Below are 18,184 nucleotides of genomic sequence, written 5' to 3' on the forward strand. Positions count from 1 at the left end.
ATTGTGTCCTATTCCGCCGCTTCCGATGAGGCTGAATCCTCATCTCCCACGCCGAGATAGGCGTTTATGACTTCCGGGTTGGTCCGGACTTCCTGCGGGGTGCCCGAGGCGATCTGCTTGCCGAAGGAAAGCACCACGACCTTGTCGGAAATCTCCATGACCATGCTCATGTCATGTTCGATCAGCAGTACCGTGGTTTGCCAATTGCGGCGCACGTCCAGCACGAAACGGCTCATTTCGCGCTTTTCTTCGCGGTTCATGCCGGCAACCGGCTCGTCCAAAAGCAGGATCTTGGGTTTCATGACGAGGGCGCGAGCCAGCTCAACACGCTTCTGCAGGCCGTAGGACAGGTCTTCAACCGGGGTATGGGCCACGTGGTCCAGTTCCAGCATTCCGATGACGTCTCTTTCGATCTCGGCTGCGAGTTCGCGCTCTTCGCGCCGGGTGACCGGCAGACGGAAGCCGGCGGCCAGAACGCCGCTCTTGAGCTTCGTGTGGGCGCCGAGCTTGACGTTGTCGAGCACGTTCATCCCACGAAACAGCGCGATGTTCTGGAAGGTGCGGGACATGCCGCAATAGGCGCGGGCAGAGGGCTTCAGGGCGGATATGTCCTGGTTGTCGAGGACAACTTTGCCTTTCTGGGGCTTGTAGAACCCGGAAATGACATTGAAGAAACTTGTTTTGCCGGCGCCGTTGGGCCCAATGACGGCCGTGATTTCCTGCGCTTTCGCATAAACGCTTACGTCACTGAGCGCGCGCACTCCACCAAAGGAGAGCTCGATGTTGTCAACATGCAACATGATCAGCAACCCGCCGGTTTGAGCGCGCGGTCCCACGGCTCCTGTTCAGGATTATTTTCATTGGCTCCTCCACCGTTCCCGTCCCAAGATCGGGGAACATCAAAAGTCTAACAGTTGTTCGAAAAAATGTCACCACGATTTATGGATTCCAACAGCAGTTATTTTAACTGCCGGAAAATGTTGGCTTATTCTTGTTTATGAAGCCTTCCATTGCGGTCCGCTTGTCCTCGGTTTCGAACAGCAAATAGGCTGCACGGCGTTCAAGCATGAGAGCGGTGTCGAGGTTGACTTCCATTCCCGCGAGCAAGACCTGCTTGATCTCCGCAACCGCCAGAGGCGGCATTGCCGCGATCGACGTTGCAATCTTTATCGCTTCCGCAACCGCACGGTCCCTCTCAACCACCTTGCTGACCAGGCCCGCGTCGAAAGCTTCAGCAGCCGTCATGGTCTCGCCGGTCATCAGCATCAGCATGGCGCGATGTTTCCCCACGGCGCGGACCAGTCTCTGTGTCCCGCCGGCGCCGGGCATGATGCCCAGACGCACTTCGGGCTGCCCGAAGATTGCAGACTCACCGGCGACGATGATGTCGGCATGCATCGCCAGTTCACAGCCGCCGCCAAGCGCATATCCGTCGATGGCCGCTATCACCGGCTTGCGGCAGTTCCGGATGGCCGCCCAGTTCCGTTCATCGTCGCGGGCCATCATTTCTCCCGCGCCGATATCGACCATGCCCTTGATATCCGCACCGGCGGCAAACGCCTTGCTGTTGCCGGTGATGATGATGGCGCGAATTGTCTTGTCATCCGAAAGCCGGTCGAACTCGTCGCGAAGCTCTGCCCGCAATTCGGGATTGAGCGCGTTGCGCACATCCGGCCGGTTGAGCCGCAGCAGTGCAACGTGCTCGCGAGGATAGTCTGCAATCACAAGAGTCATCAGATCCTCGAAATGGTCCTTGAAAGGGCTTTACGAATGCAAATTCTAACGCTAGTTAGATTACATGGAGATGAGCGAGCCGTCAAACAGGAATTTCGGGTGTGTCGCTCCAGGGCAACCGTCCTTATGATCCAAGTTCGTCTTCCAATTCGCAGGAGTTTGCTCGATGGCACAGAAACCGAAACGACTTAGGCGCTGCCAGCTGGCGGTTCCCGGCAGCAGCGACAAGATGATGACAAAGGCTGCGTCGCTAGATGTGGACCACATCTTTCTCGATCTTGAGGATGCCGTCGCCCCGGCGGCAAAGATCCCCGCGAGAGCCCAGATCGTCACGGCGCTGAACACGCTCGACTGGGGCAAGAGTGTTCGGTGCGTCCGCATCAATGATCTAGATACCCAGTATGCCTACGAGGACATCATCGAAGTCGTCGAGGGGGCGAGCGCCAATCTCGATACGATCCTGGTGCCGAAGGTGAGATCTGCCTGTGATGTACGCTTCGTTGACCGGCTGCTGTCACAAATCGAACTCAAGCTTGGATTGACTCGGAAGATCGGCATTGAGGTCTTGATCGAGGAAGCCGAGGCAATCATGAATGTCGAGGAGATTGCCAGTGCGTCTGAGCGGCTCGAGGCGCTGGTTTTCGGGATGGGCGATTACTCCGCCTCGCAGGGGATTGATCCGCGGGCAGTATCCGGTGACACCGGATATCCAGGCGATATCTGGCACTACGCGCGCTACAAGGTGATCGTCGCCGCACGCAGCTTCGGCATAGACGCGGTCGACGGCCCCTTCGTCAATTTCCGTGACGGCGAGTATTTCCGGACTGAGTGCCGTCGCGCCAAGCAGCTTGGCATGGTTGGCAAATGGGCGATCCACCCAAGCCAGGTCGCCATTGCGCAGGAGGTTTTCAGTCCTGCCCAGGACGAACTCGACAAGGCGCACAAGGCGGTGGCCGCTTATCGGGAGGCGCAAGCCCAGGGACTGGGGGCCATCCAGGTGGACGGCCAGATGGTGGATGTCGCCACCGTTCGCCTGGTTCAGGGGATCATCGACCAGGCCGAAGCCATCGGCATGAAGCCGACCGGGGACACATGATCTTACCGCGGGCGAAGGAGGTTGCGGTCGGACGGCGAGGTTTCGCGCATCATCCGGCAAATACCCTTTGGAAAAGATCGGGCTGGAGACAGGTGTAAAGAGCAATGCAAAAATCATCCGAAGGCAATTATTTTGAGGATTTCAGGCCGGGGATGGAAATCTCCCATGCCGTTCCGCGCACTGTGACGACCGGGGATGTCGCCTTGTACAGTGCCCTGTATGGCATGCGTTTCCCCGTCCAGTCATCCGATGCGTTTTCGCAGGATTGTGGACTTCGGCAGGCGCCGCTCGACAATCTTCTGGTTTTCCATGTGGTCTTCGGCAAGACGGTGCCGGATGTGTCGCTCAATGCGGTGGCCAATCTCGGCTACGCGGATTGCCGGTTTCTGGTTCCGGCCTGGCCGGGAGACAGTTTTCACGCACGCAGCGAAGTGATCGGCGTGCGCGAAAACTCCAATGGCCGCACCGGCATCGTCTATGTGCGGTCGACGGGCTACAATCAGCACGGACAGGCCGTTGTGAGCTTCGTCCGGTGGGTCATGGTCAACAAGCGCGACACGGCCTCACCTGCTCCCCACGGCATTGTCCCCGACCTGCCCGCCCACATCCCCGGCAGCGAACTCGTCATTCCCCAAGACCTTGATTTTGCCCGCTACGATCCGGTGCTCGCCGGCAGCCTTCATGGCTTTGAGGCCTACGAAATCGGTGAAAAAATCAACCATATCGATGGAATGACGATCGAAGAGGCCGAGCATCAGATTGCCACGCGGCTCTACCAGAATACCGCCAAAGGGCATTTTGATGCGGTGCTGCAGCGGTCGAGCCGCTTTGGCCGCCGGATTGTCTATGGCGGGCATGTGATGAGCCTGGCGCGCTCGCTTTCCTTCAACGGACTGGCAAATGCCGCGTTCGTTGCCGGGATCAATGGCGGCCGTCACCTCAATCCGGCGGCTGCCGGCGATACCGTCTATTGCTGGTCGGAAGTGTTGGACAAGCATCCGGTTTCCGGGCGTTCGGATATTGGTGCCGTTCGTGTGCGCATGATTGCGACCAAAGACGCGCCATGCTCAGGGTTTCCCGACCCTTCGTCAGCGGAGGCGTTGCTCGAACTCGATTACTGGGTGCTTGTGCCAAGGTTCGGCGATGAAGCGCGCGGGGACGGTCAATGAGCGCCCTGTCTGACGAGTTGCGGTTTCCTTACGACAAGGCTCCTGGCCCGGGCGAGGTGAAAGAGGTGGTCGAAGGGCTTTACTGGGCCTGTCTGCCGCTGCCCTTCCGCCTCAACCATGTCAATGTCTGGTTGTTGAAGAACGAGGATGGCTGGACAGTCATCGACACTGGATGTGTCACGAAGAGCATCAAGGAATGCTGGGAGAAGCTGTTTGCGGCCCCCATGCGAGGCGAACCGGTCAAGACCCTGATCACAACCCACGGCCACGTCGACCATATCGGTCTGGCCGGCTGGATGGTGGATCGCTTCGGCGCAGAGTTTGTCGGCACCTTCGGCGAATGGGTCTGGGCGCGGCTCAGCCATTCCCGCGACGTGCCGGGCTCGAATGACGAGCACCACAGGTTCCTGCTTGGTCACGGATTTGATGAAGCCGGCGCCGATCTGATGTTGACCAGCCGCCACCGCTTCATGGACATGTCATCGACAATTCCCGGCGCGATCACCGAGATTCGGGACGGAGAGATTGTCCGCTTTGGCCAACGCGACTGGCGGGTGATCGTCACCCGGGGCCATGCGTTTGAACATGCGTCGTTCTACTGCGAGAAGGACAATGTGCTGATCGCGGGCGATCATCTCCTCCCCAGGATCACGCCGGTGATAGCTGTCTACGAGATGCTGCCCCATGCTGACCCGCTCGGCGATTATCTCAATTCCTTCGCACAGTTCGCCAGCATTCCCGACGACGTCCTGGTACTGCCATCGCACGGCCGCCCCTATTACGGGATGCACACGCGAATCCGGCAATTGCAGGACCATCACACCGACCGGCTTGACGCAACCATCAGCCATCTGCGCACGCCGCAACATGCGCTCTCGCTTTCGAAAACCATGTTCCCGCATATCGATGGGCCGGAGAATATCGGCTTTGCGCTCGGCGAGGTCCTGGCTCATATCAATTACCTGATCCACGATGGCGTTGTTGGCGCTGCAAGCGACGACCGCGGCCACATCATCTACGAGAGCTTTGCCTGAACATGCTTGCCTTTTCAACAAACCAGTCGGGACCCATCATGCAGTCATCGATCCGCCCCCTCAGATCCGTCCTCTATGTTCCTGCCGCCAATGAGAAAGCGATGGCGAAATCCGGCGCTCTCGACTGCGACGGCGTTGTCTATGATCTCGAGGACGCGGTGGCGCCGGGCGCGAAAGCGCAGGCCCGCGAGGCGCTGAAGGCCTACTTTGACGCCAATCCGACCTCTGGAAAGCAGCGGATCATCCGGATCAATAGCGGCGGAACGGAATGGGGCGCCGAGGATTTCAGGGCGGCCGTCGCATGCCGGCCTGAGGCGATCCTACTGCCAAAGGTCGAGCATCCGCAAACGATCCTCGATGCGGCTGCGGAACTCGATCGTCTGGGACTGGACGACGTGCAAATCTGGGCAATGATCGAAACGCCCCTTGCCATCGTCAATATCCGCGATATTGCACGGCTGGGAAAAATGGCCGGATCGCGGCTTGAATGTTTCGTGATTGGAACAAACGATCTCGCCAAGGAAACCGGGGTGCCGCTGCCGCTTGGGCGCTCGACGCTCAAGCACTGGTTGCTGCAGGTCGTGATCCATGCTCGCGCCTTCGGACTGCAGGTTCTCGACGGTGTCTTCAATGATTTTGGTGACCAGGACGGATTTGAAGCGGAGTGTGCCGAAGGCGCTGTTATGGGATTCGATGGCAAGACCCTCATCCACCCTGCCCAGATTGCAGTTGCCAATCAGGCGTTTGCGCCATCGCCCTTTGCGATCGCGGAGGCTGAGCGAATCGTGCTCGCCTATGGCCAGCCCGAAAACGCCAATAAGGGTGTTATCACGATTGACGGCAAAATGGTCGAGCGGCTGCATCTCGATATCGCCCGCAAGACGCTGGCGAAAGCGGGCTAGCCGCGGATGTAACGCAGGTGCGGCCGGCTTTGTGAAACTGCGCACAACGGTGCAGGCGGCACTTTTTGCGCAGTCGAGCCGGCGGCGATGCAAGTGACGATAAAGCTCGGGAGTGCAGCATGAACGTGTCTTTTGATTTTGGTGGAAAAGCCGTGATGGTCACCGGAGGAGCATCAGGGATCGGCCGGGCGACGGTCGAGGCGCTGGTGACTGCGGGTGCTGCGGTGGGCATCGCCGACAACCAGGCTGATGAGGCTCTTGCCTTCGCGGAGACCATTCGCGGGCAGGGGGGCAAGGCTATTGGCCTGCCGCTCGACGTGCGCGACAGCGCGGCGACCGAGCGTGCGGTGGAGACCCTTGAGAAAGAACTCGGTCCGATCTTCGGTCTCGTCACCGCCGCCGGACTGTCGCGGCCGGCGCCGGCTGAAAGCATGAGCGAAGCCAGTTGGGATCTGGTGGTCGACACCAATCTCAAAGGCATGTTTCTCTCCTGCCAGTCCGCCGGGCGGCGCATGCTCGACCATGGGGCAGGCGCCATCGTCAATATCGGTTCGGTCAATTCGATTGGCGGGTTTGCCGGCCGCTCGAATTACTGTTCATCCAAGTTCGGCGTGGCCGGACTGACCGACGTGCTGGCGATCGAGTGGAGCCGGCGCGGCATCCGCGTCAACGCGATTGCTCCCAACGGCGTCGATACCCCTCTGGTGCGCCAAGGAATACCGCAGGGCTTTGTGGCGGACGTGCTCGACGACCGGACCCCGATGGGCCGCATGGCGCTTCCCGGCGAGGTTGCCTCGGTGATACTGTTTCTGCTTTCCGATGCGGCATCATACGTCACCGGAAGCATGATCAGGGTGGATGGCGGACTTTGTTCGGGCTTTTACACCCACCGGCAGGGCGCGGATCTGGCTTCGTCGGCCCTGCTGCGCGAGGGCGTTTACACAGAATAAGATGCTGATCGATTTCGCCTCGGCTTCACGTTGACACTGTTTCAAAATCTAACTATCGTTCGAAAATACCTGAGGAGGAGACATCAATGATCAACAATCTTTCACGACGCAATATCATCAAATCGCTTGCGGTCTTCGGCGCCGCCGGCGCGCTCGGCAGTCTGGCGCGTCCATCGCGCGCCGACGGCAACCCGATCCGGCTCGGTCTTATTTCGCCGCTGAGCGGATCGCAGGAGGTGATCGGCCGCTATCAGCTCGCGGGCGCCACCATCGCCGTCAATCAGATCAATCAGGCCGGCGGCGTCCTTGGACGCCCCCTCGAACTGGTGACCCGCGATTCAAAGGCTGCTCCCGCAGCAGGCGTTGCGGCAGCGAAGGATCTCGCAGGAAGCGGCGTCAACTTGATGTTCGGCGTCTTGTCGAGCGGTGTTGCACTGGCGATCTCACCCACTTTGCAGGCCGACAATTCTGTGCTCGTCGTTTCGGCGGCGTCCGCCAACGAGCTTACCCACGAGCAGTTCTCGCCGAACTTCTTTCGCACCTCGGACCACGCCTACGCGCGTCAGCGCGCGCTAGCCAAGCTGGTGGCCGAGGATTCGTCTGACGTCGCCGAGTGGATGATGATCAGCCCGCAGACGGCAATCAGCCAGTCCAACTGGGACTCCTTCGTGGACGGCATGACCGAGTTCTATGAGGCCAACAACAAGCCGCTCGAGATCAGTGACCCGATATGGACCAAATATGGGGCGACCGACTACAAGAACGAGATCGTGCAGCTCATGCGCAGTTCTGCCAAGGGCCTGTATTGCGGCGTCTATGGCGGCGACGCCGTGACCATGTTCAGCCAGGCGGCGGCTTACGGACTGACCAAGAAGTTCGAAGTGATGGTCGATCCGGGCAGCGAATTCATCATTGCGCAGGCGATGGGCAAGAACACGCCGGAAGGCCTGTGGTCCGGCTTCCATTGGTATTACGGAGCCTATCGCGGCCACAAGATCAATGACGATCTTTACGACGCCTATGTCAAGATGACCGGCGATCCGCATCCGGCGGGCTATATGGGTGAGGCGCATGCCTCGGTGCTGGCCTATGCCGCCGCAATCCAGAGGGCCGGTAGCGCCGATACGGACAAGGTGATCGCAGGTCTGGAGGATCTCGAATTCGATAGTTGCAAGGGCATGCGCAAGATCCGCAAGGAAGATCACCAGGCCATCTGCGACTTGAATCTGGTCCAGTTCGGTCCCGATGACAGCGAGCAGGGCTGGACGGTCACCGACTACCGTGTGATCAAGGATGATGGGTTGAGCGAGCCGGCAACGCCGGGCGAGCCGATCAAGTTCAACTTCAAGAAGGGCTGAGGCCTGCCTTTCCCTATCGCAGCTGATCTGGCAGACGACCCGCGAAGTTTCTAGTTCGCGGGTCCATTATCGGGTGATCTCAATTGCTGACCTATGTTCTCAGTCCGGTTTTCAATGGCCTGTTCTCGGCTATGGTGGTGTTTCTGTTCGCCACCGGGCTGACGTTGATATTCGGGATCCTGCGGGTTTTGAACTTTGCCCATGGCGGCTTCTTCATGATCGGCGCGTATATCGCGTTTTCGCTGGTCTCCCTGTTCGGCTCCGCCGAATCGATGCTCTCCTACGTGTTGATAAGCGTGGCCTCCGGTCTGGCTCTGGGGGCAATCGGGCTTGTGGTCGAGCGCTTCGTCTTCCGGCCATTGCTCAAAGTTGACGAGGCCTACTCGCTGATCGCCACCTACGCGCTGCTGCTCATAACCGAAGGCGCGGTGAAGGCGATCTGGGGTGTGTCGTTCTACAGTGTCGCTGCTCCCTCGGCGCTGGCCGGTATCCATATTGTCGGTGATCTGTTCATGCCGACCTATGCCATCTTCATCATTGTTCTGGGCGTCGTCTGTTATCTGTTTCTGGAGTGGGCCTTGCAGCGCACTGAAACCGGGAAGCTGACCCAGTCCATCGCCAGCGACCCCTGGATGGCGCAAATGCTTGGCGTCAACGTCCCGCAGTTCTACATGTGGATCGTTGTTTTCGGCTTCTTCCTGGCCGGAATAGCAGGAGGGCTTCTGCTCCCCAACCAGACGATTTCGCCAAACCTTGCCAGTACGTTCGTGGTGCAGGCTTTCGGTGTTCTCATCGTCGGCGGCATGGGCAATATCCGCGGAACCTTCCTGGCCGCGATCCTGCTTTGCGTGATTGATTCCTTTGGATCGGTCTATTTCTCTGAAATCCCCGGAATGTTCTTCTACATCGCCATGGTGATCATGTTGCTCCTGCGCCCCGAGGGTCTGGTGAAGGGAACGCAGCTATGAAACAGCATTTCCAATCCAGTCTCGTCAGGGATCTCGGCATCGGCGTCGGCTTTCTGGCGGTTCTTCTGATCCTGCCATCGGTGGCGGACAAGGGCATTGTCTTCGTCGGCGGAACTCTTGCCTTGCATATTGTCTTCGGGCTCAGCTGGAATCTGATGTTCGGACGGACCGGGCTTGTCAGTTTCGGGCATGCCTCCTTCTTCGCTCTCGGCGGCTACTGTTACGCCCTGATGGCCAGAACCTGGCCCGATCTGCATCCGTTGATGACCTTCTCTGCGGCCGGACTGTTCGGCGCTTCGGTGGCGCTGCTCGTCGGCCTGATCGCATTGCGCCGATCGCTCGGCGTCTATTTCGCAATTCTCAGCCTGGCGCTGGCCCAGATCGTCTACCTCTTCCTGTCCTATATCCCCGAGTTGGGGAGGGAGGACGGATTTACCGGAATCCGGCGGCCGGTGCTGGATCTGGGCGTGTTCGCGGTCGATCTCGCCACGGGAGACAACTACTACTATTTCATGGTGCTGATCTGCGGCATTCTCGCGGGAGTCATCTGGTGGGTCACGCATGGCCCCATCGGCCGTCGCTTCAAGAGCATTGAGCAGGATCCAGTGCGTGCGGAATTCCTGGGCATTAATGTCATGGTCAACAGATTAACCTGCTTTGTCATCGCTTCAGGTCTGACGGCTCTTGTCGGTGCTTTGTATGGCCCCTGGCTCCAACTGCTGACCCCCGAATTGGCCCATTGGACATTTTCCGCCCGCCCAATTCTCTACACCCTTCTGGGCGGTGTTCAGAGCTTCTGGGGTCCGGTGGTGGGCGCGGTGGGGTTTTCGCTACTCGAATACGGGACGCGAACCATGCATGGGCTTTCGGAGATCATCATAGGTTTCACCTTGCTCGTGGTTGTGCTCCTGTTGCCCGGCGGCATCCTCGGCGGACTATCGCGGTTCAGGTCCAGATATCAGGCCAAACGGTCGGCCAAATCTGCGGAGGAAGCGACGAAATGAGCAACGCATCCGCCACAATACCCGCCAACGAGATCCTGACGGCCCGCGCCATCGTCAAGGATTACCCGTCGGTGAAGGTCCTCAAGCTGATAGATCTGTCCGTCTCCGATGGGGACACGCTGGCTGTCATCGGTCCGAATGGCGCCGGGAAAACCACGCTGTTCAAGGTGCTCAGCGGCGAGGTGTTCGCCGACAGCGGCACCGTTTCCTACAATGGCGCGGATATCACGAGAATGCCGGCATGGCGCCGGGTCCGTTCGGGATTTGGCCGGTCCTTTCAGGTGGCCAGTGTGTTTCTCGATCTGACCGCGGCTGAAAACGTGCTGATAGCTGTCGAAGCCTACCTGGCTCAGAAAACGCAAGGCGCGCGGTTCCGGTTGGGCTGCCGGCCGGCCCCTGATGTCCGGGACCTGGTCGACGAGACGCTGGAGGAGGTGGGACTCGCCAGTAAAGGTTTCGATCAGGCGCGGTTCCTCTCTCATGGCGACAAGAAGCGGCTTGAACTGGCCATGAGCCTGGCGCTCAGGCCGCGCATCCTGCTGCTTGACGAGCCGACCGCCGGCATGGCGCCTGCTGACCGTCAGGCGTCCATTGAACTGATCGCGGCCGTCAAGGCGCGTCACGGCATGACCGTTGTTCTCACCGAACACGACATGGATGTGGTCTTCGGTCTCGCCTCGCGGGTGGTGGTGCTGCACCACGGCGAACTGGTTGCGGCCGGCACACCCGAAGAGGTGCGCCAGAATCCGCTCGTCCGCGAAGTCTATCTTGGAACCGAGGTCAATTATGCTTGAAGTGGGACCTCTCAATCTCTTTTACGGCGACAGCCACATCATCCAGGATGTCTCGATCTCCGTGGCCGACGGAGAGGGTGTCGCCATTCTCGGGCGCAATGGCGCCGGCAAGACGACCCTGTTCAAGGGCATCATGAACGGCGGGCCGCTTGCTAGGGGTCCGATCTCTCATCGCGGTTCGGACATCGTCGGGCTTCCTGCATTCGCGCGCGCCCGGCTCGGGTTGGGCCTTGTTCCGGAAGATCGGCGGATCTACAGACACCTGACCGTGTCGGAAAACATCCAGATGGGACGCCACGCTGTTCGCCCAGGCACGCAGCCATACGCGCTTGAGGAAGTGCTCGAGTTTTTCCCCATGTTGCGCGATCTCAAGGACCGGCAGGGTTTTGAACTCAGCGGCGGCCAGCAGCAGGTGCTGGCGATCGCCCGCACCATTTTTTCCCGTCCGGATTGCCTGCTTCTCGATGAGCCGACGGAGGGTGTTGCACCGGTCATCGTTCAGGATATCGCTCGCCAGCTATCCTTAATGCGCAAGAACAATGGAACCACCTTGCTTCTGACCGAGCAGAATGTCTGGTTTGCACGAAGCTGCACTGACAGGGTCTACCTCCTTGACAGCGGGCGCATCGTGTTCTCTGGCAGTTGGGACGAATTCGATGCCGATGCCGGCCTCAAGACACGCTACTTGGCGGTGTAAACAGCGTTGGTGCGGAGATCAGGAGATGTGATGTCGTTTTGCAGTTAATTGGGTTCTTCCTCAAAGTCTGTGATTCAACGGTAGCATTCTCGCCCTCATCAATTCTGGGCCGGCGCGGCCGTACATTGCTCGCTTCAACGTCTTCAGGCGGTTGATCTGTCCTTCTGCCTGCCCGTTGCTCCAGGGGAGTTCGATTGCATTCTTGACGGCATCAATATCCCGCCGCAGAACGCTGGCGAAACGCATGATTGCGGTTAGTTCGGTATCGATAGCACCGTCGATGGGGGCGTCGCCTTAACCGACCACAGCGCGCGATCATTGCCTGGGCATGAATTTCAGGCTTTGAACGACAAGGCGATCTCACGCCAGATGGTGCTGGCGTGGGCGTGAAGTTGGCGGTGATCGGTGGCAGTCAGGTGTTTTCTATGAAGATGGAAAAGATTGGCAATTTGGCCGTGGGTTGAGACGAAACGCTGGCATTGCCGTGCCGAATTGAACCGCATCATGCGTCTCTCTCGTCGTTGCACGGGAAGGTGAGAATTCTCGACGCGGTTGTTGAGCCCTTTGTGCGAACGGTGCTCGATGCCCGGCATGAGCTGTCGCTTTGCAGCGGAGTAAGAGCGCAGCTTGTCTGTCACCATCACGCGTGGCGTGACGCCCTGGCTTTTCAGAAGTTTGCGCATTAGCCGGAGAGCCGCTCCCTTGTTTCTACGGCTTTGCAGCAGGGCATCGAGAACGTAACCGTTGGCATCGACAGCGCGCCACAGCCAGTATTTCTTTCCCTTTATGGACACGACCATCTCATCAAGATGCCATTTGTCAGCAAAATTGCCGCAGGACCGTCGACGAAGTTGACGGGCGAACTTCAGGCCAAATTTCCTCGCCCATTCGGCGACAGTCTGAAAAGACACCTCGATCCCACGCTCGGCAAGCAGGTCTTCAACGTCGCGCAGGCTCAGCGGAAATCGATAATAAAGCCATACTGCATGTGCGATGACCTCGGCTGGAAAGCGGTGTCGTTTATATTGGGCGGAAGCATCTTCAGTCATGCGGTTAGCCTATGCTCCGATCCCCACCAACCAGTTAAGGCGACACCTCCTCTTGGATCGCAGAGTAACAGCAACATCAGTGCCTTGCCACACACTCAATGTGCATATATTATGCGCATGAAGTGAGGAGAGACCATGCAATCACAGGCTGCCCCTAGAAAACCCACAAACCTCACGCTGGACTCGTCACTGCTGACGGAGGCCAGATCGTTTGGAGTGAATCTGTCTCAGGCGGCGGAGGCAGGTCTGCGGCGTGCCGTAGCCGAGGCGAAAACGCAAGCCTGGCAGCGCGAGAATGCCGCCGCGCTCGCAAGCTCGAACGCGTGGGCAGAAGCACACGGCTTGCCTTTGGAGAAGTACAGGCAGTTCTGATGGCGCGTTTCGAGGTTTTCGCAAATCCCGGTGGCGCCGGCTATGTTCTCGATGTTCAGGCAGATGTGCTGAACGAACTCAACACACGGATCGTGGTTCCGCTGCTGCCTCTGGCGCAAGCTCCGGTTCCGGCCCAGCGCCTCAATCCGGTTTTCGAGATTGGCGACGAGCCGCATGTTATGGTCACGCAGTTCATGGCGGCGGTTCCGCGTTCGCTGTTGCGCAGCCCGGTCACCAGCCTGAGGGGGCATGACAATGAGATTATGGCCGCATTGGATATGCTGCTGGTTGGGTTCTGACTGTATCGTGCTTCTTTCTCTGGTGCTGAAAAGTCAACGAAACAGGGTTATCATCTGTCCTAAAAGTTCCATAATAAAGCTTATGTAACATGTTTTTTTTCTCACACCGCAAAGTTACGGCGGGACAGCATTGGTCCGAGTAAAGTTTCTTGCGGCGCCCAAGTGGGTGAATTGCCGGCCAACTTGCAGATTATTACCGAACGAGGCGCTGCGATCGGCGGAGCTCACTCAACCTGCCGCCTTCGTGATGGGCCCTCTCGATTCATGCGGGTTTGCGCAGCGGCGACCTCGGCCTATAACCGCGGCTTCGTTTCTGGCGCATGAGATCCAGAAACAGGTCGACGGCTTTCTGTTCGTTCTCGAACATGTGCATCTTGCTCTGCCCTCGCCTGCCAATTCGGCCCCAGGTCCGGGTCAAACACGTTTCGCCGAACAACGTGCCCGAAATCTCCAAGGCATAATACCGGGCCATGTTTTTGGTGGGGTCAGTGCGTTCGATATAGATGTGATAAGGTTGCGCGATCATGATGCCAGCTTCGGAACTTCAGGCCCCGGCGTCCAATGATAACGTTGAATCAGTTGATCCAAATAGATTCATGCGGTTGATGGATTATTCGCGCAGGTAGGCTGTCCAAGCAGCCAGGTACGGCGGTCCTCGCCTCGCTGAAGGAACGTTTCAAAGTAGAAAATACAAACGATCGACTATAGAAATAGATCGTGTCCCAGGACGTGGTGTAGCTTCGGCGCTCGCCGTGCCTTCCGGACAGAGCCGGGAATGGATCAGCTTGCGGCTGGCAGGCTGATGAGCGGATCATCGCTCATTTGTCCGATTGTTTCTAGCGTCATGTAACGGGAGCGCTGGACGGCCCACTCGTCGTTCTGTTCGAGCAGCAGCGCACCGACCAGTCTGACGATGGCGTCGTCGTTCGGGAAGATGCCGACGACCTCGGTTCGTCGCTTGATTTCGCCGTTCAATCGTTCGATGGGGTTGGTCGAGTGCAACTTGGTCCAGTGCGCCTTTGGAAAGGTCATGTAAGCGAGCACGTCCTGCTCGGCGCTGTCCATGAGTGTGGCGAGTTTCGGCACCTTCGGTCTGATCTGGTCGGCGACATTGCGCCATTGGGTGCTTGCAGCCTCGGGCGTATCCTGGGCGAAGGCGGTGGCAATGAAGGCGGAGACGACACGCCGTCCGCTTTTTCCGGCATGGGCAAGCGCATTGCGCATGAAGTGAACCCTGCAGCGCTGCCAGGTGGCGTTGAGCACCTTGGAGGCGGCGGCCTTGATGCCTTCATGCGCATCGGAGATCACCAGCTTCACGCCGCCGAGACCGCGCCTGGTCAGCTTGCGCAGGAATTCCGTCCAGATCGCCTCGGCCTCGGATGTGCCGATTTCCATGCCGAGCACCTCGCGTCGGCCGTCGGTGTTGACACCCACCGCGATGATGACCGCAACAGAGACAATGCGCCCGCCGCGCCGGACCTTCAGGTAGGTGGCATCAATCCACAGGTAGGGCCACTCACCTTCTATGGACCTGTCGAGAAAGGCTTTTACCTTGTCGTCGATCTCTTCGCAGAGCCGGGACACCTGACTCTTGGAAATGCCGCTCATACCCATGGCCTTGACCAGATCATCGACCGAGCGGGTCGAAACGCCCTGGATATAGGCTTCCTGGATCACCGCCGTCAGGGCCTTCTCCGCCATGCGGCGCGGTTCGAGAAAGCTCGGGAAGTAGCTGCCGGTGCGAAGCTTCGGAATGCGCAGCTCGACTGTTCCCGCCCGTGTTTCCCAGTCCCCGTCGCGATAGCCGTTGCGCTGGGCAAGCCGAAAGTCATTCTTCTCGCCATAGCCAGCGCCGGTCTTCGTGCCGACCTCCAGCGCCATCAGCTTCTCGGCGGCAAAGCCGATCATCTCGCGGAGCAAATCGGCGTCGGCGCTCTTCTCAACGAGTGAGCGCAGGTTCATCATGTCGTCGGTCATCAGTGGTGTCCTTCAGGTTGAGCTTCAACAACCCGACCCTACCGGAAAACACTGGTGACCACCCTGTCAGCTACACCACGCTGCGGGACACGATCTAGAAATATTCGGTTTGCGAAACCGATGAAGAAAAATGAATAAAATTGTCTTGTTAACCATAATCGATTCGTTTGTTCCGGAAGTGTTCTTTTGGTGTTGCCGGAACAGGAAATCCGGATTATCAGTCTATGCATCGGCTTGAGGTAACACCTTGCCGGACTAAGCGGCCTTCGCGAGTGCGTCAACACTCCACGAAGGCCTGACCGACACCCCTACCGTAATAGGAGCACGGCTATGCGAATTCTTACGCTAAATCCCGGTTAGGGAACATCCCAAATTTCCGCATCAATGCCGTCGCGGTGATGTGACAGCGACTTGTCAGGTCTGGTTGTAAAGCCGGATGAGACATGCTTGCTGCTCCCTGCCCCGGCGCCCGACCGCGGAAATCATTTCCACATTCATCCGTTGAATCAGGCAACCTTTTGGGGCTGGCTGCTGATGAGCTGACACGTTGAAGACGCGTGAGCCCTGTCAGCTGCAATCCCAGAGCGTGAGCGGCGCCGACCGATCCTTGAACCATGATGTCAGCCAATCCTGGCAGCGTTGCGAAACAAGGGAGCGGCAAAGCTGTGCACGGATTGCCCAAGACCAGGGATTTTCCCAATGAAAGAGACAAACCAGAATGACGCCGTCGCTGCGGCCAACCGCCCTGCCCTCGATCTTGCCCTAATCCGACCAGAGCTTGAGGCTCTTGCCAAAATGACTGTCGACAAGACGCTGCAACAGGCGCGCGATACAAGCACTGATCCAGTCCTCGGCGCATCAAGCGCATTGGCGACGTACTACATGATGATGCCGCGCAACGATGGCAGAGCCAAGGAGCAGATCCTCGACATTGTTGCGCGTCGTGTGGACATCCTGACGGTCATCAGGACCGGGTTGAAGTTCGCCATCGATCCGAGCCAACTAGGACTCGTTCATTCCAACTCAGCGGCTGTTCTCGCCCAGCTTCAATCTGATCATGATCCCGAGCCGCGAGGGCCCACATACCGTGCCGATGGACTCGTGATCAATCACGGCACGGGCAAAGCCTGCCTGCTCGAGTTCAAGCGTCAGGCGTCGACGATCGAAACGACGAGGCTCAATCAGATCGCCGACAATCTGACAATCGCCCGGGCTCAGGTCTCCGATCTGCTCTACCGCAAACACCGTCGAATGAAGATTGAACCTGAAGCCATCAGCTGGGCGATCATCGACTGCTCCGATCAAGAACTGCCAGCCCGGTTCCGCGATGCCGGGGTCTTCGGACTCGACTGTCTTGATGCGATCTGCGGCGTTGACAATGTCGCTCAAGCCTACCGTCTGGCTCGGGAGTCTATGGCGGAAGAATTCCGGCGCGGCGAAGCGGAATTGATGCGGGAAAGCGGAAACCTCATTCCGCTGCAGACGGCGGAGGCAATGGTCGAAGCCGCGGTTGCCCGAGAGCGCCTGATGTCGACCGAACGGGTGGCTCAAGACCCGATACCTGTGACTCGGGTTCCGGACCTTGCTCTCAACCGGGTCGCGGTTTCCAACCTCCGTGAGGTCCCGGATGATCCTGAGCCCATGCGGGATCAGCTCGGCATTAATCCGCCTTATGCTGACCATTCCGGAGCAATGGCCGTCCCATTCCGGGCGGATCGACGGACCGTGCGCCGGCGGTATGGACTGTTCGGTTCCTAGCTCGTTCTGAAGGCGCACCCCGCTTTGCGGCTGGCACGCGTCACCCCAAGACCATTGTTGTTCAACTCACAGGCCGATCTTTGCGACCGGCTCAAAGGAAAGATTTGTCATGCGTTCTCCAAAGCCACCCGCCACCCATTCCCCCGCTGGAAATATCATCCAATTTCCAAAGCAAGGCGCAAAACCTCCCTCACCAGCTTCGGCTCAGCCATCGGTCTCGCCAGTCGACCCTGGTGATGCTGCTTCTGCACGTCCTCCGCGGAGCCGGCGGCCGAGCGGGACTATGGATCGGACGACATCCGATCGGCGTCGCCGTCAAACGACCCGCGTGCTGACGGCTGAAGAACGGGCGCGCGATCAAGAAAAGGTCCGGATCATGGGACTCAAACGCCCGCCAGACAGCCCGGAACTGGCGGATGCGGTCGCTGTCTGGACTGCCCGCCAAGTCTTGCGGCAGGCCACATCTGGCAAAGCTCCGCGAGTGAAGCTGCGGCGGTTGGTCAAAGAGAATTTGGATCTCATGTGCCGCTTCAAACATCCCGTCGGCTTGATCTTGCGCGATTGGCTCGATGGAAATCGGCGGTTTCTGCCTGCCAATTTCCCGACGCTTGTCGAGTACTCCTCATGTGTTGAGGAGTCGAAATGATGAGCAAGCACAGCATCACCAACCGCGTCTCTCGCTATCTCATCGCCCGCCAGCGCCGTGCTGCCCGGCTGGCCGTCCTTGAACAGGCTGTCCACGCAGGGGTTCTCGATTGCAAACCGCTTGGAGAGCATGACCACAGCGGCACAGTTTGGCAGCTGACCGCCGATCAAGCGGTGCAGTTCTCAGGCGACCAGGATTGTGACCGGGAACTCATCCGGAAAACCCTTGAGGCGTCAATGAAGAGCAGCAAACATGCCGGGTCCAAGGCCGAGGCTGATGAGTTCAGCGAGTTCGCTGGATCTGTAGATCTGGATGAATTCAACGCGGCCGGAGAAGCCCATGCTGAAGGTCGTATCGAAGCGTACAAATCCGCGCTG

Annotated in this window: 19 protein-coding genes and 1 pseudogene; 14 read left to right on the plus strand and 6 right to left on the minus strand. The window is 58.8% G+C overall.

The features are described 5' to 3' along the window. Positions 1 to 8: 8 nt before the first annotated feature. Together SPHINGO391_RS03085 and SPHINGO391_RS03090 are read right to left on the minus strand one after the other, a co-directional pair. Positions 9 to 800 carry an ABC transporter ATP-binding protein gene (locus SPHINGO391_RS03085; protein WP_152007454.1) on the minus strand — a complete coding sequence of 264 codons (792 nt, stop codon included), beginning with the start codon at positions 798 to 800 and terminating at the stop codon, positions 9 to 11. Positions 801 to 963: 163 nt separating this feature from the next. Further along, the gene (locus SPHINGO391_RS03090; RefSeq protein WP_152007455.1) at positions 964 to 1,734 is read right to left on the minus strand and encodes an enoyl-CoA hydratase-related protein; all 771 of its coding nucleotides are present in this window, start codon (positions 1,732 to 1,734) and stop codon (positions 964 to 966) included. Between the two features lie 166 nt (positions 1,735 to 1,900). Between SPHINGO391_RS03090 and SPHINGO391_RS03095 the strand changes: the two genes are divergently transcribed. From SPHINGO391_RS03095 to SPHINGO391_RS03140, 10 genes are all read left to right on the plus strand, one after another. Beyond that, positions 1,901 to 2,830, plus strand: a complete 930-nt coding sequence (locus tag SPHINGO391_RS03095; RefSeq protein ID WP_152007456.1) for a CoA ester lyase — start codon at positions 1,901 to 1,903, stop codon at positions 2,828 to 2,830. A gap of 104 nt (positions 2,831 to 2,934) precedes the next feature. Further along, positions 2,935 to 3,999 (plus strand): MaoC family dehydratase, encoded by a 1,065-nt coding sequence (locus SPHINGO391_RS03100; protein WP_152007457.1) that lies wholly within the window; start codon positions 2,935 to 2,937, stop codon positions 3,997 to 3,999. Then, positions 3,996 to 5,033 (plus strand): MBL fold metallo-hydrolase, encoded by a 1,038-nt coding sequence (locus SPHINGO391_RS03105; RefSeq protein ID WP_152007458.1) that lies wholly within the window; start codon positions 3,996 to 3,998, stop codon positions 5,031 to 5,033. The genes SPHINGO391_RS03100 and SPHINGO391_RS03105 overlap by 4 nt, the downstream gene beginning before the upstream one ends. 38 nt (positions 5,034 to 5,071) lie before the next feature. Further along, the gene (locus SPHINGO391_RS03110; protein ID WP_152007459.1) at positions 5,072 to 5,935 is read left to right on the plus strand and encodes a CoA ester lyase; all 864 of its coding nucleotides are present in this window, start codon (positions 5,072 to 5,074) and stop codon (positions 5,933 to 5,935) included. 119 nt (positions 5,936 to 6,054) lie between these two features. Next, positions 6,055 to 6,885 carry an SDR family NAD(P)-dependent oxidoreductase gene (locus SPHINGO391_RS03115; protein ID WP_152007460.1) on the plus strand — a complete coding sequence of 277 codons (831 nt, stop codon included), beginning with the start codon at positions 6,055 to 6,057 and terminating at the stop codon, positions 6,883 to 6,885. 86 nt (positions 6,886 to 6,971) lie between these two features. After that, positions 6,972 to 8,243: an ABC transporter substrate-binding protein gene (locus tag SPHINGO391_RS03120; protein WP_152007461.1), complete on the plus strand. Its 1,272-nt coding sequence runs from the start codon at positions 6,972 to 6,974 to the stop codon at positions 8,241 to 8,243. A gap of 83 nt (positions 8,244 to 8,326) precedes the next feature. Beyond that, entirely contained in the window at positions 8,327 to 9,211 is an 885-nt protein-coding gene (locus tag SPHINGO391_RS03125) for a branched-chain amino acid ABC transporter permease (RefSeq protein ID WP_210385757.1), read from the plus strand. Then, on the plus strand, positions 9,208 to 10,215 hold the full coding sequence (locus SPHINGO391_RS03130; protein WP_152007462.1) for a branched-chain amino acid ABC transporter permease: 1,008 nt from the start codon (positions 9,208 to 9,210) through the stop codon (positions 10,213 to 10,215). The genes SPHINGO391_RS03125 and SPHINGO391_RS03130 overlap by 4 nt, the downstream gene beginning before the upstream one ends. After that, on the plus strand, positions 10,212 to 11,009 hold the full coding sequence (locus SPHINGO391_RS03135; protein WP_152007463.1) for an ABC transporter ATP-binding protein: 798 nt from the start codon (positions 10,212 to 10,214) through the stop codon (positions 11,007 to 11,009). Before SPHINGO391_RS03130 ends, SPHINGO391_RS03135 begins: the two co-directional genes overlap by 4 nt. Continuing rightward, positions 11,002 to 11,706 (plus strand): ABC transporter ATP-binding protein, encoded by a 705-nt coding sequence (locus SPHINGO391_RS03140; protein WP_152007464.1) that lies wholly within the window; start codon positions 11,002 to 11,004, stop codon positions 11,704 to 11,706. The genes SPHINGO391_RS03135 and SPHINGO391_RS03140 overlap by 8 nt, the downstream gene beginning before the upstream one ends. Before the next feature lie 60 nt (positions 11,707 to 11,766). Here the strand turns inward: SPHINGO391_RS03140 and SPHINGO391_RS03145 are convergent. Then, positions 11,767 to 11,997: pseudogene (locus SPHINGO391_RS03145) on the minus strand (transposase); the annotation flags it as partial. Positions 11,998 to 12,041: 44 nt separating this feature from the next. Further along, a complete protein-coding gene (locus SPHINGO391_RS03150; protein ID WP_152007465.1) occupies positions 12,042 to 12,755 on the minus strand; it encodes an IS6 family transposase in 714 nt (237 codons plus the stop codon). Between the two features lie 135 nt (positions 12,756 to 12,890). Between SPHINGO391_RS03150 and SPHINGO391_RS03155 the strand changes: the two genes are divergently transcribed. After that, the gene (locus SPHINGO391_RS03155; RefSeq protein ID WP_152007466.1) at positions 12,891 to 13,127 is read left to right on the plus strand and encodes a type II toxin-antitoxin system CcdA family antitoxin; all 237 of its coding nucleotides are present in this window, start codon (positions 12,891 to 12,893) and stop codon (positions 13,125 to 13,127) included. Further along, the gene (locus SPHINGO391_RS03160; RefSeq protein WP_152007467.1) at positions 13,127 to 13,426 is read left to right on the plus strand and encodes a CcdB family protein; all 300 of its coding nucleotides are present in this window, start codon (positions 13,127 to 13,129) and stop codon (positions 13,424 to 13,426) included. The genes SPHINGO391_RS03155 and SPHINGO391_RS03160 overlap by 1 nt, the downstream gene beginning before the upstream one ends. A gap of 262 nt (positions 13,427 to 13,688) precedes the next feature. On the opposite strand, the gene SPHINGO391_RS03165 is transcribed toward SPHINGO391_RS03160, so the two are convergent. After that, positions 13,689 to 13,952 (minus strand): WGR domain-containing protein, encoded by a 264-nt coding sequence (locus tag SPHINGO391_RS03165; protein ID WP_152007468.1) that lies wholly within the window; start codon positions 13,950 to 13,952, stop codon positions 13,689 to 13,691. Positions 13,953 to 14,206: 254 nt separating this feature from the next. Further along, positions 14,207 to 15,403, minus strand: a complete 1,197-nt coding sequence (locus tag SPHINGO391_RS03170) for an IS256 family transposase (protein ID WP_152007469.1) — start codon at positions 15,401 to 15,403, stop codon at positions 14,207 to 14,209. Between the two features lie 699 nt (positions 15,404 to 16,102). Here SPHINGO391_RS03170 and SPHINGO391_RS03175 point away from each other — a divergent pair. Next, positions 16,103 to 17,161, plus strand: a complete 1,059-nt coding sequence (locus SPHINGO391_RS03175) for a hypothetical protein (RefSeq protein WP_152007470.1) — start codon at positions 16,103 to 16,105, stop codon at positions 17,159 to 17,161. A gap of 283 nt (positions 17,162 to 17,444) precedes the next feature. Further along, entirely contained in the window at positions 17,445 to 17,807 is a 363-nt protein-coding gene (locus SPHINGO391_RS03180; RefSeq protein ID WP_152007471.1) for a hypothetical protein, read from the plus strand. Positions 17,808 to 18,184 lie beyond the last annotated feature (377 nt).

The sequence above is a fragment of the Hoeflea sp. EC-HK425 genome (genome assembly GCF_902498795.1).
In the GTDB taxonomy this organism is placed as follows: Bacteria; Pseudomonadota; Alphaproteobacteria; order Rhizobiales; family Rhizobiaceae; genus Hoeflea; species Hoeflea alexandrii.

What these genes read in the sequence shown, in the direction of transcription:
- SPHINGO391_RS03170 (WP_152007469.1), bottom strand. Translation starts at nt 15,403, where the DNA reads ATGACCGACGACATGATGAACCTGCGCTCACTCGTTGAGAAGAGCGCC.
- SPHINGO391_RS03175 (WP_152007470.1), top strand. Translation starts at nt 16,103, where the DNA reads ATGAAAGAGACAAACCAGAATGACGCCGTCGCTGCGGCCAACCGCCCT.
- SPHINGO391_RS03165 (WP_152007468.1), bottom strand. Translation starts at nt 13,952, where the DNA reads ATGATCGCGCAACCTTATCACATCTATATCGAACGCACTGACCCCACC.
- SPHINGO391_RS03095 (WP_152007456.1), top strand. Translation starts at nt 1,901, where the DNA reads ATGGCACAGAAACCGAAACGACTTAGGCGCTGCCAGCTGGCGGTTCCC.
- SPHINGO391_RS03105 (WP_152007458.1), top strand. Translation starts at nt 3,996, where the DNA reads ATGAGCGCCCTGTCTGACGAGTTGCGGTTTCCTTACGACAAGGCTCCT.
- SPHINGO391_RS03160 (WP_152007467.1), top strand. Translation starts at nt 13,127, where the DNA reads ATGGCGCGTTTCGAGGTTTTCGCAAATCCCGGTGGCGCCGGCTATGTT.
- SPHINGO391_RS03110 (WP_152007459.1), top strand. Translation starts at nt 5,072, where the DNA reads ATGCAGTCATCGATCCGCCCCCTCAGATCCGTCCTCTATGTTCCTGCC.
- SPHINGO391_RS03130 (WP_152007462.1), top strand. Translation starts at nt 9,208, where the DNA reads ATGAAACAGCATTTCCAATCCAGTCTCGTCAGGGATCTCGGCATCGGC.
- SPHINGO391_RS03140 (WP_152007464.1), top strand. Translation starts at nt 11,002, where the DNA reads ATGCTTGAAGTGGGACCTCTCAATCTCTTTTACGGCGACAGCCACATC.
- SPHINGO391_RS03115 (WP_152007460.1), top strand. Translation starts at nt 6,055, where the DNA reads ATGAACGTGTCTTTTGATTTTGGTGGAAAAGCCGTGATGGTCACCGGA.
- SPHINGO391_RS03100 (WP_152007457.1), top strand. Translation starts at nt 2,935, where the DNA reads ATGCAAAAATCATCCGAAGGCAATTATTTTGAGGATTTCAGGCCGGGG.
- SPHINGO391_RS03135 (WP_152007463.1), top strand. Translation starts at nt 10,212, where the DNA reads ATGAGCAACGCATCCGCCACAATACCCGCCAACGAGATCCTGACGGCC.
- SPHINGO391_RS03120 (WP_152007461.1), top strand. Translation starts at nt 6,972, where the DNA reads ATGATCAACAATCTTTCACGACGCAATATCATCAAATCGCTTGCGGTC.
- SPHINGO391_RS03180 (WP_152007471.1), top strand. Translation starts at nt 17,445, where the DNA reads ATGGATCGGACGACATCCGATCGGCGTCGCCGTCAAACGACCCGCGTG.
- SPHINGO391_RS03155 (WP_152007466.1), top strand. Translation starts at nt 12,891, where the DNA reads ATGCAATCACAGGCTGCCCCTAGAAAACCCACAAACCTCACGCTGGAC.
- SPHINGO391_RS03150 (WP_152007465.1), bottom strand. Translation starts at nt 12,755, where the DNA reads ATGACTGAAGATGCTTCCGCCCAATATAAACGACACCGCTTTCCAGCC.
- SPHINGO391_RS03090 (WP_152007455.1), bottom strand. Translation starts at nt 1,734, where the DNA reads ATGACTCTTGTGATTGCAGACTATCCTCGCGAGCACGTTGCACTGCTG.
- SPHINGO391_RS03085 (WP_152007454.1), bottom strand. Translation starts at nt 800, where the DNA reads ATGTTGCATGTTGACAACATCGAGCTCTCCTTTGGTGGAGTGCGCGCG.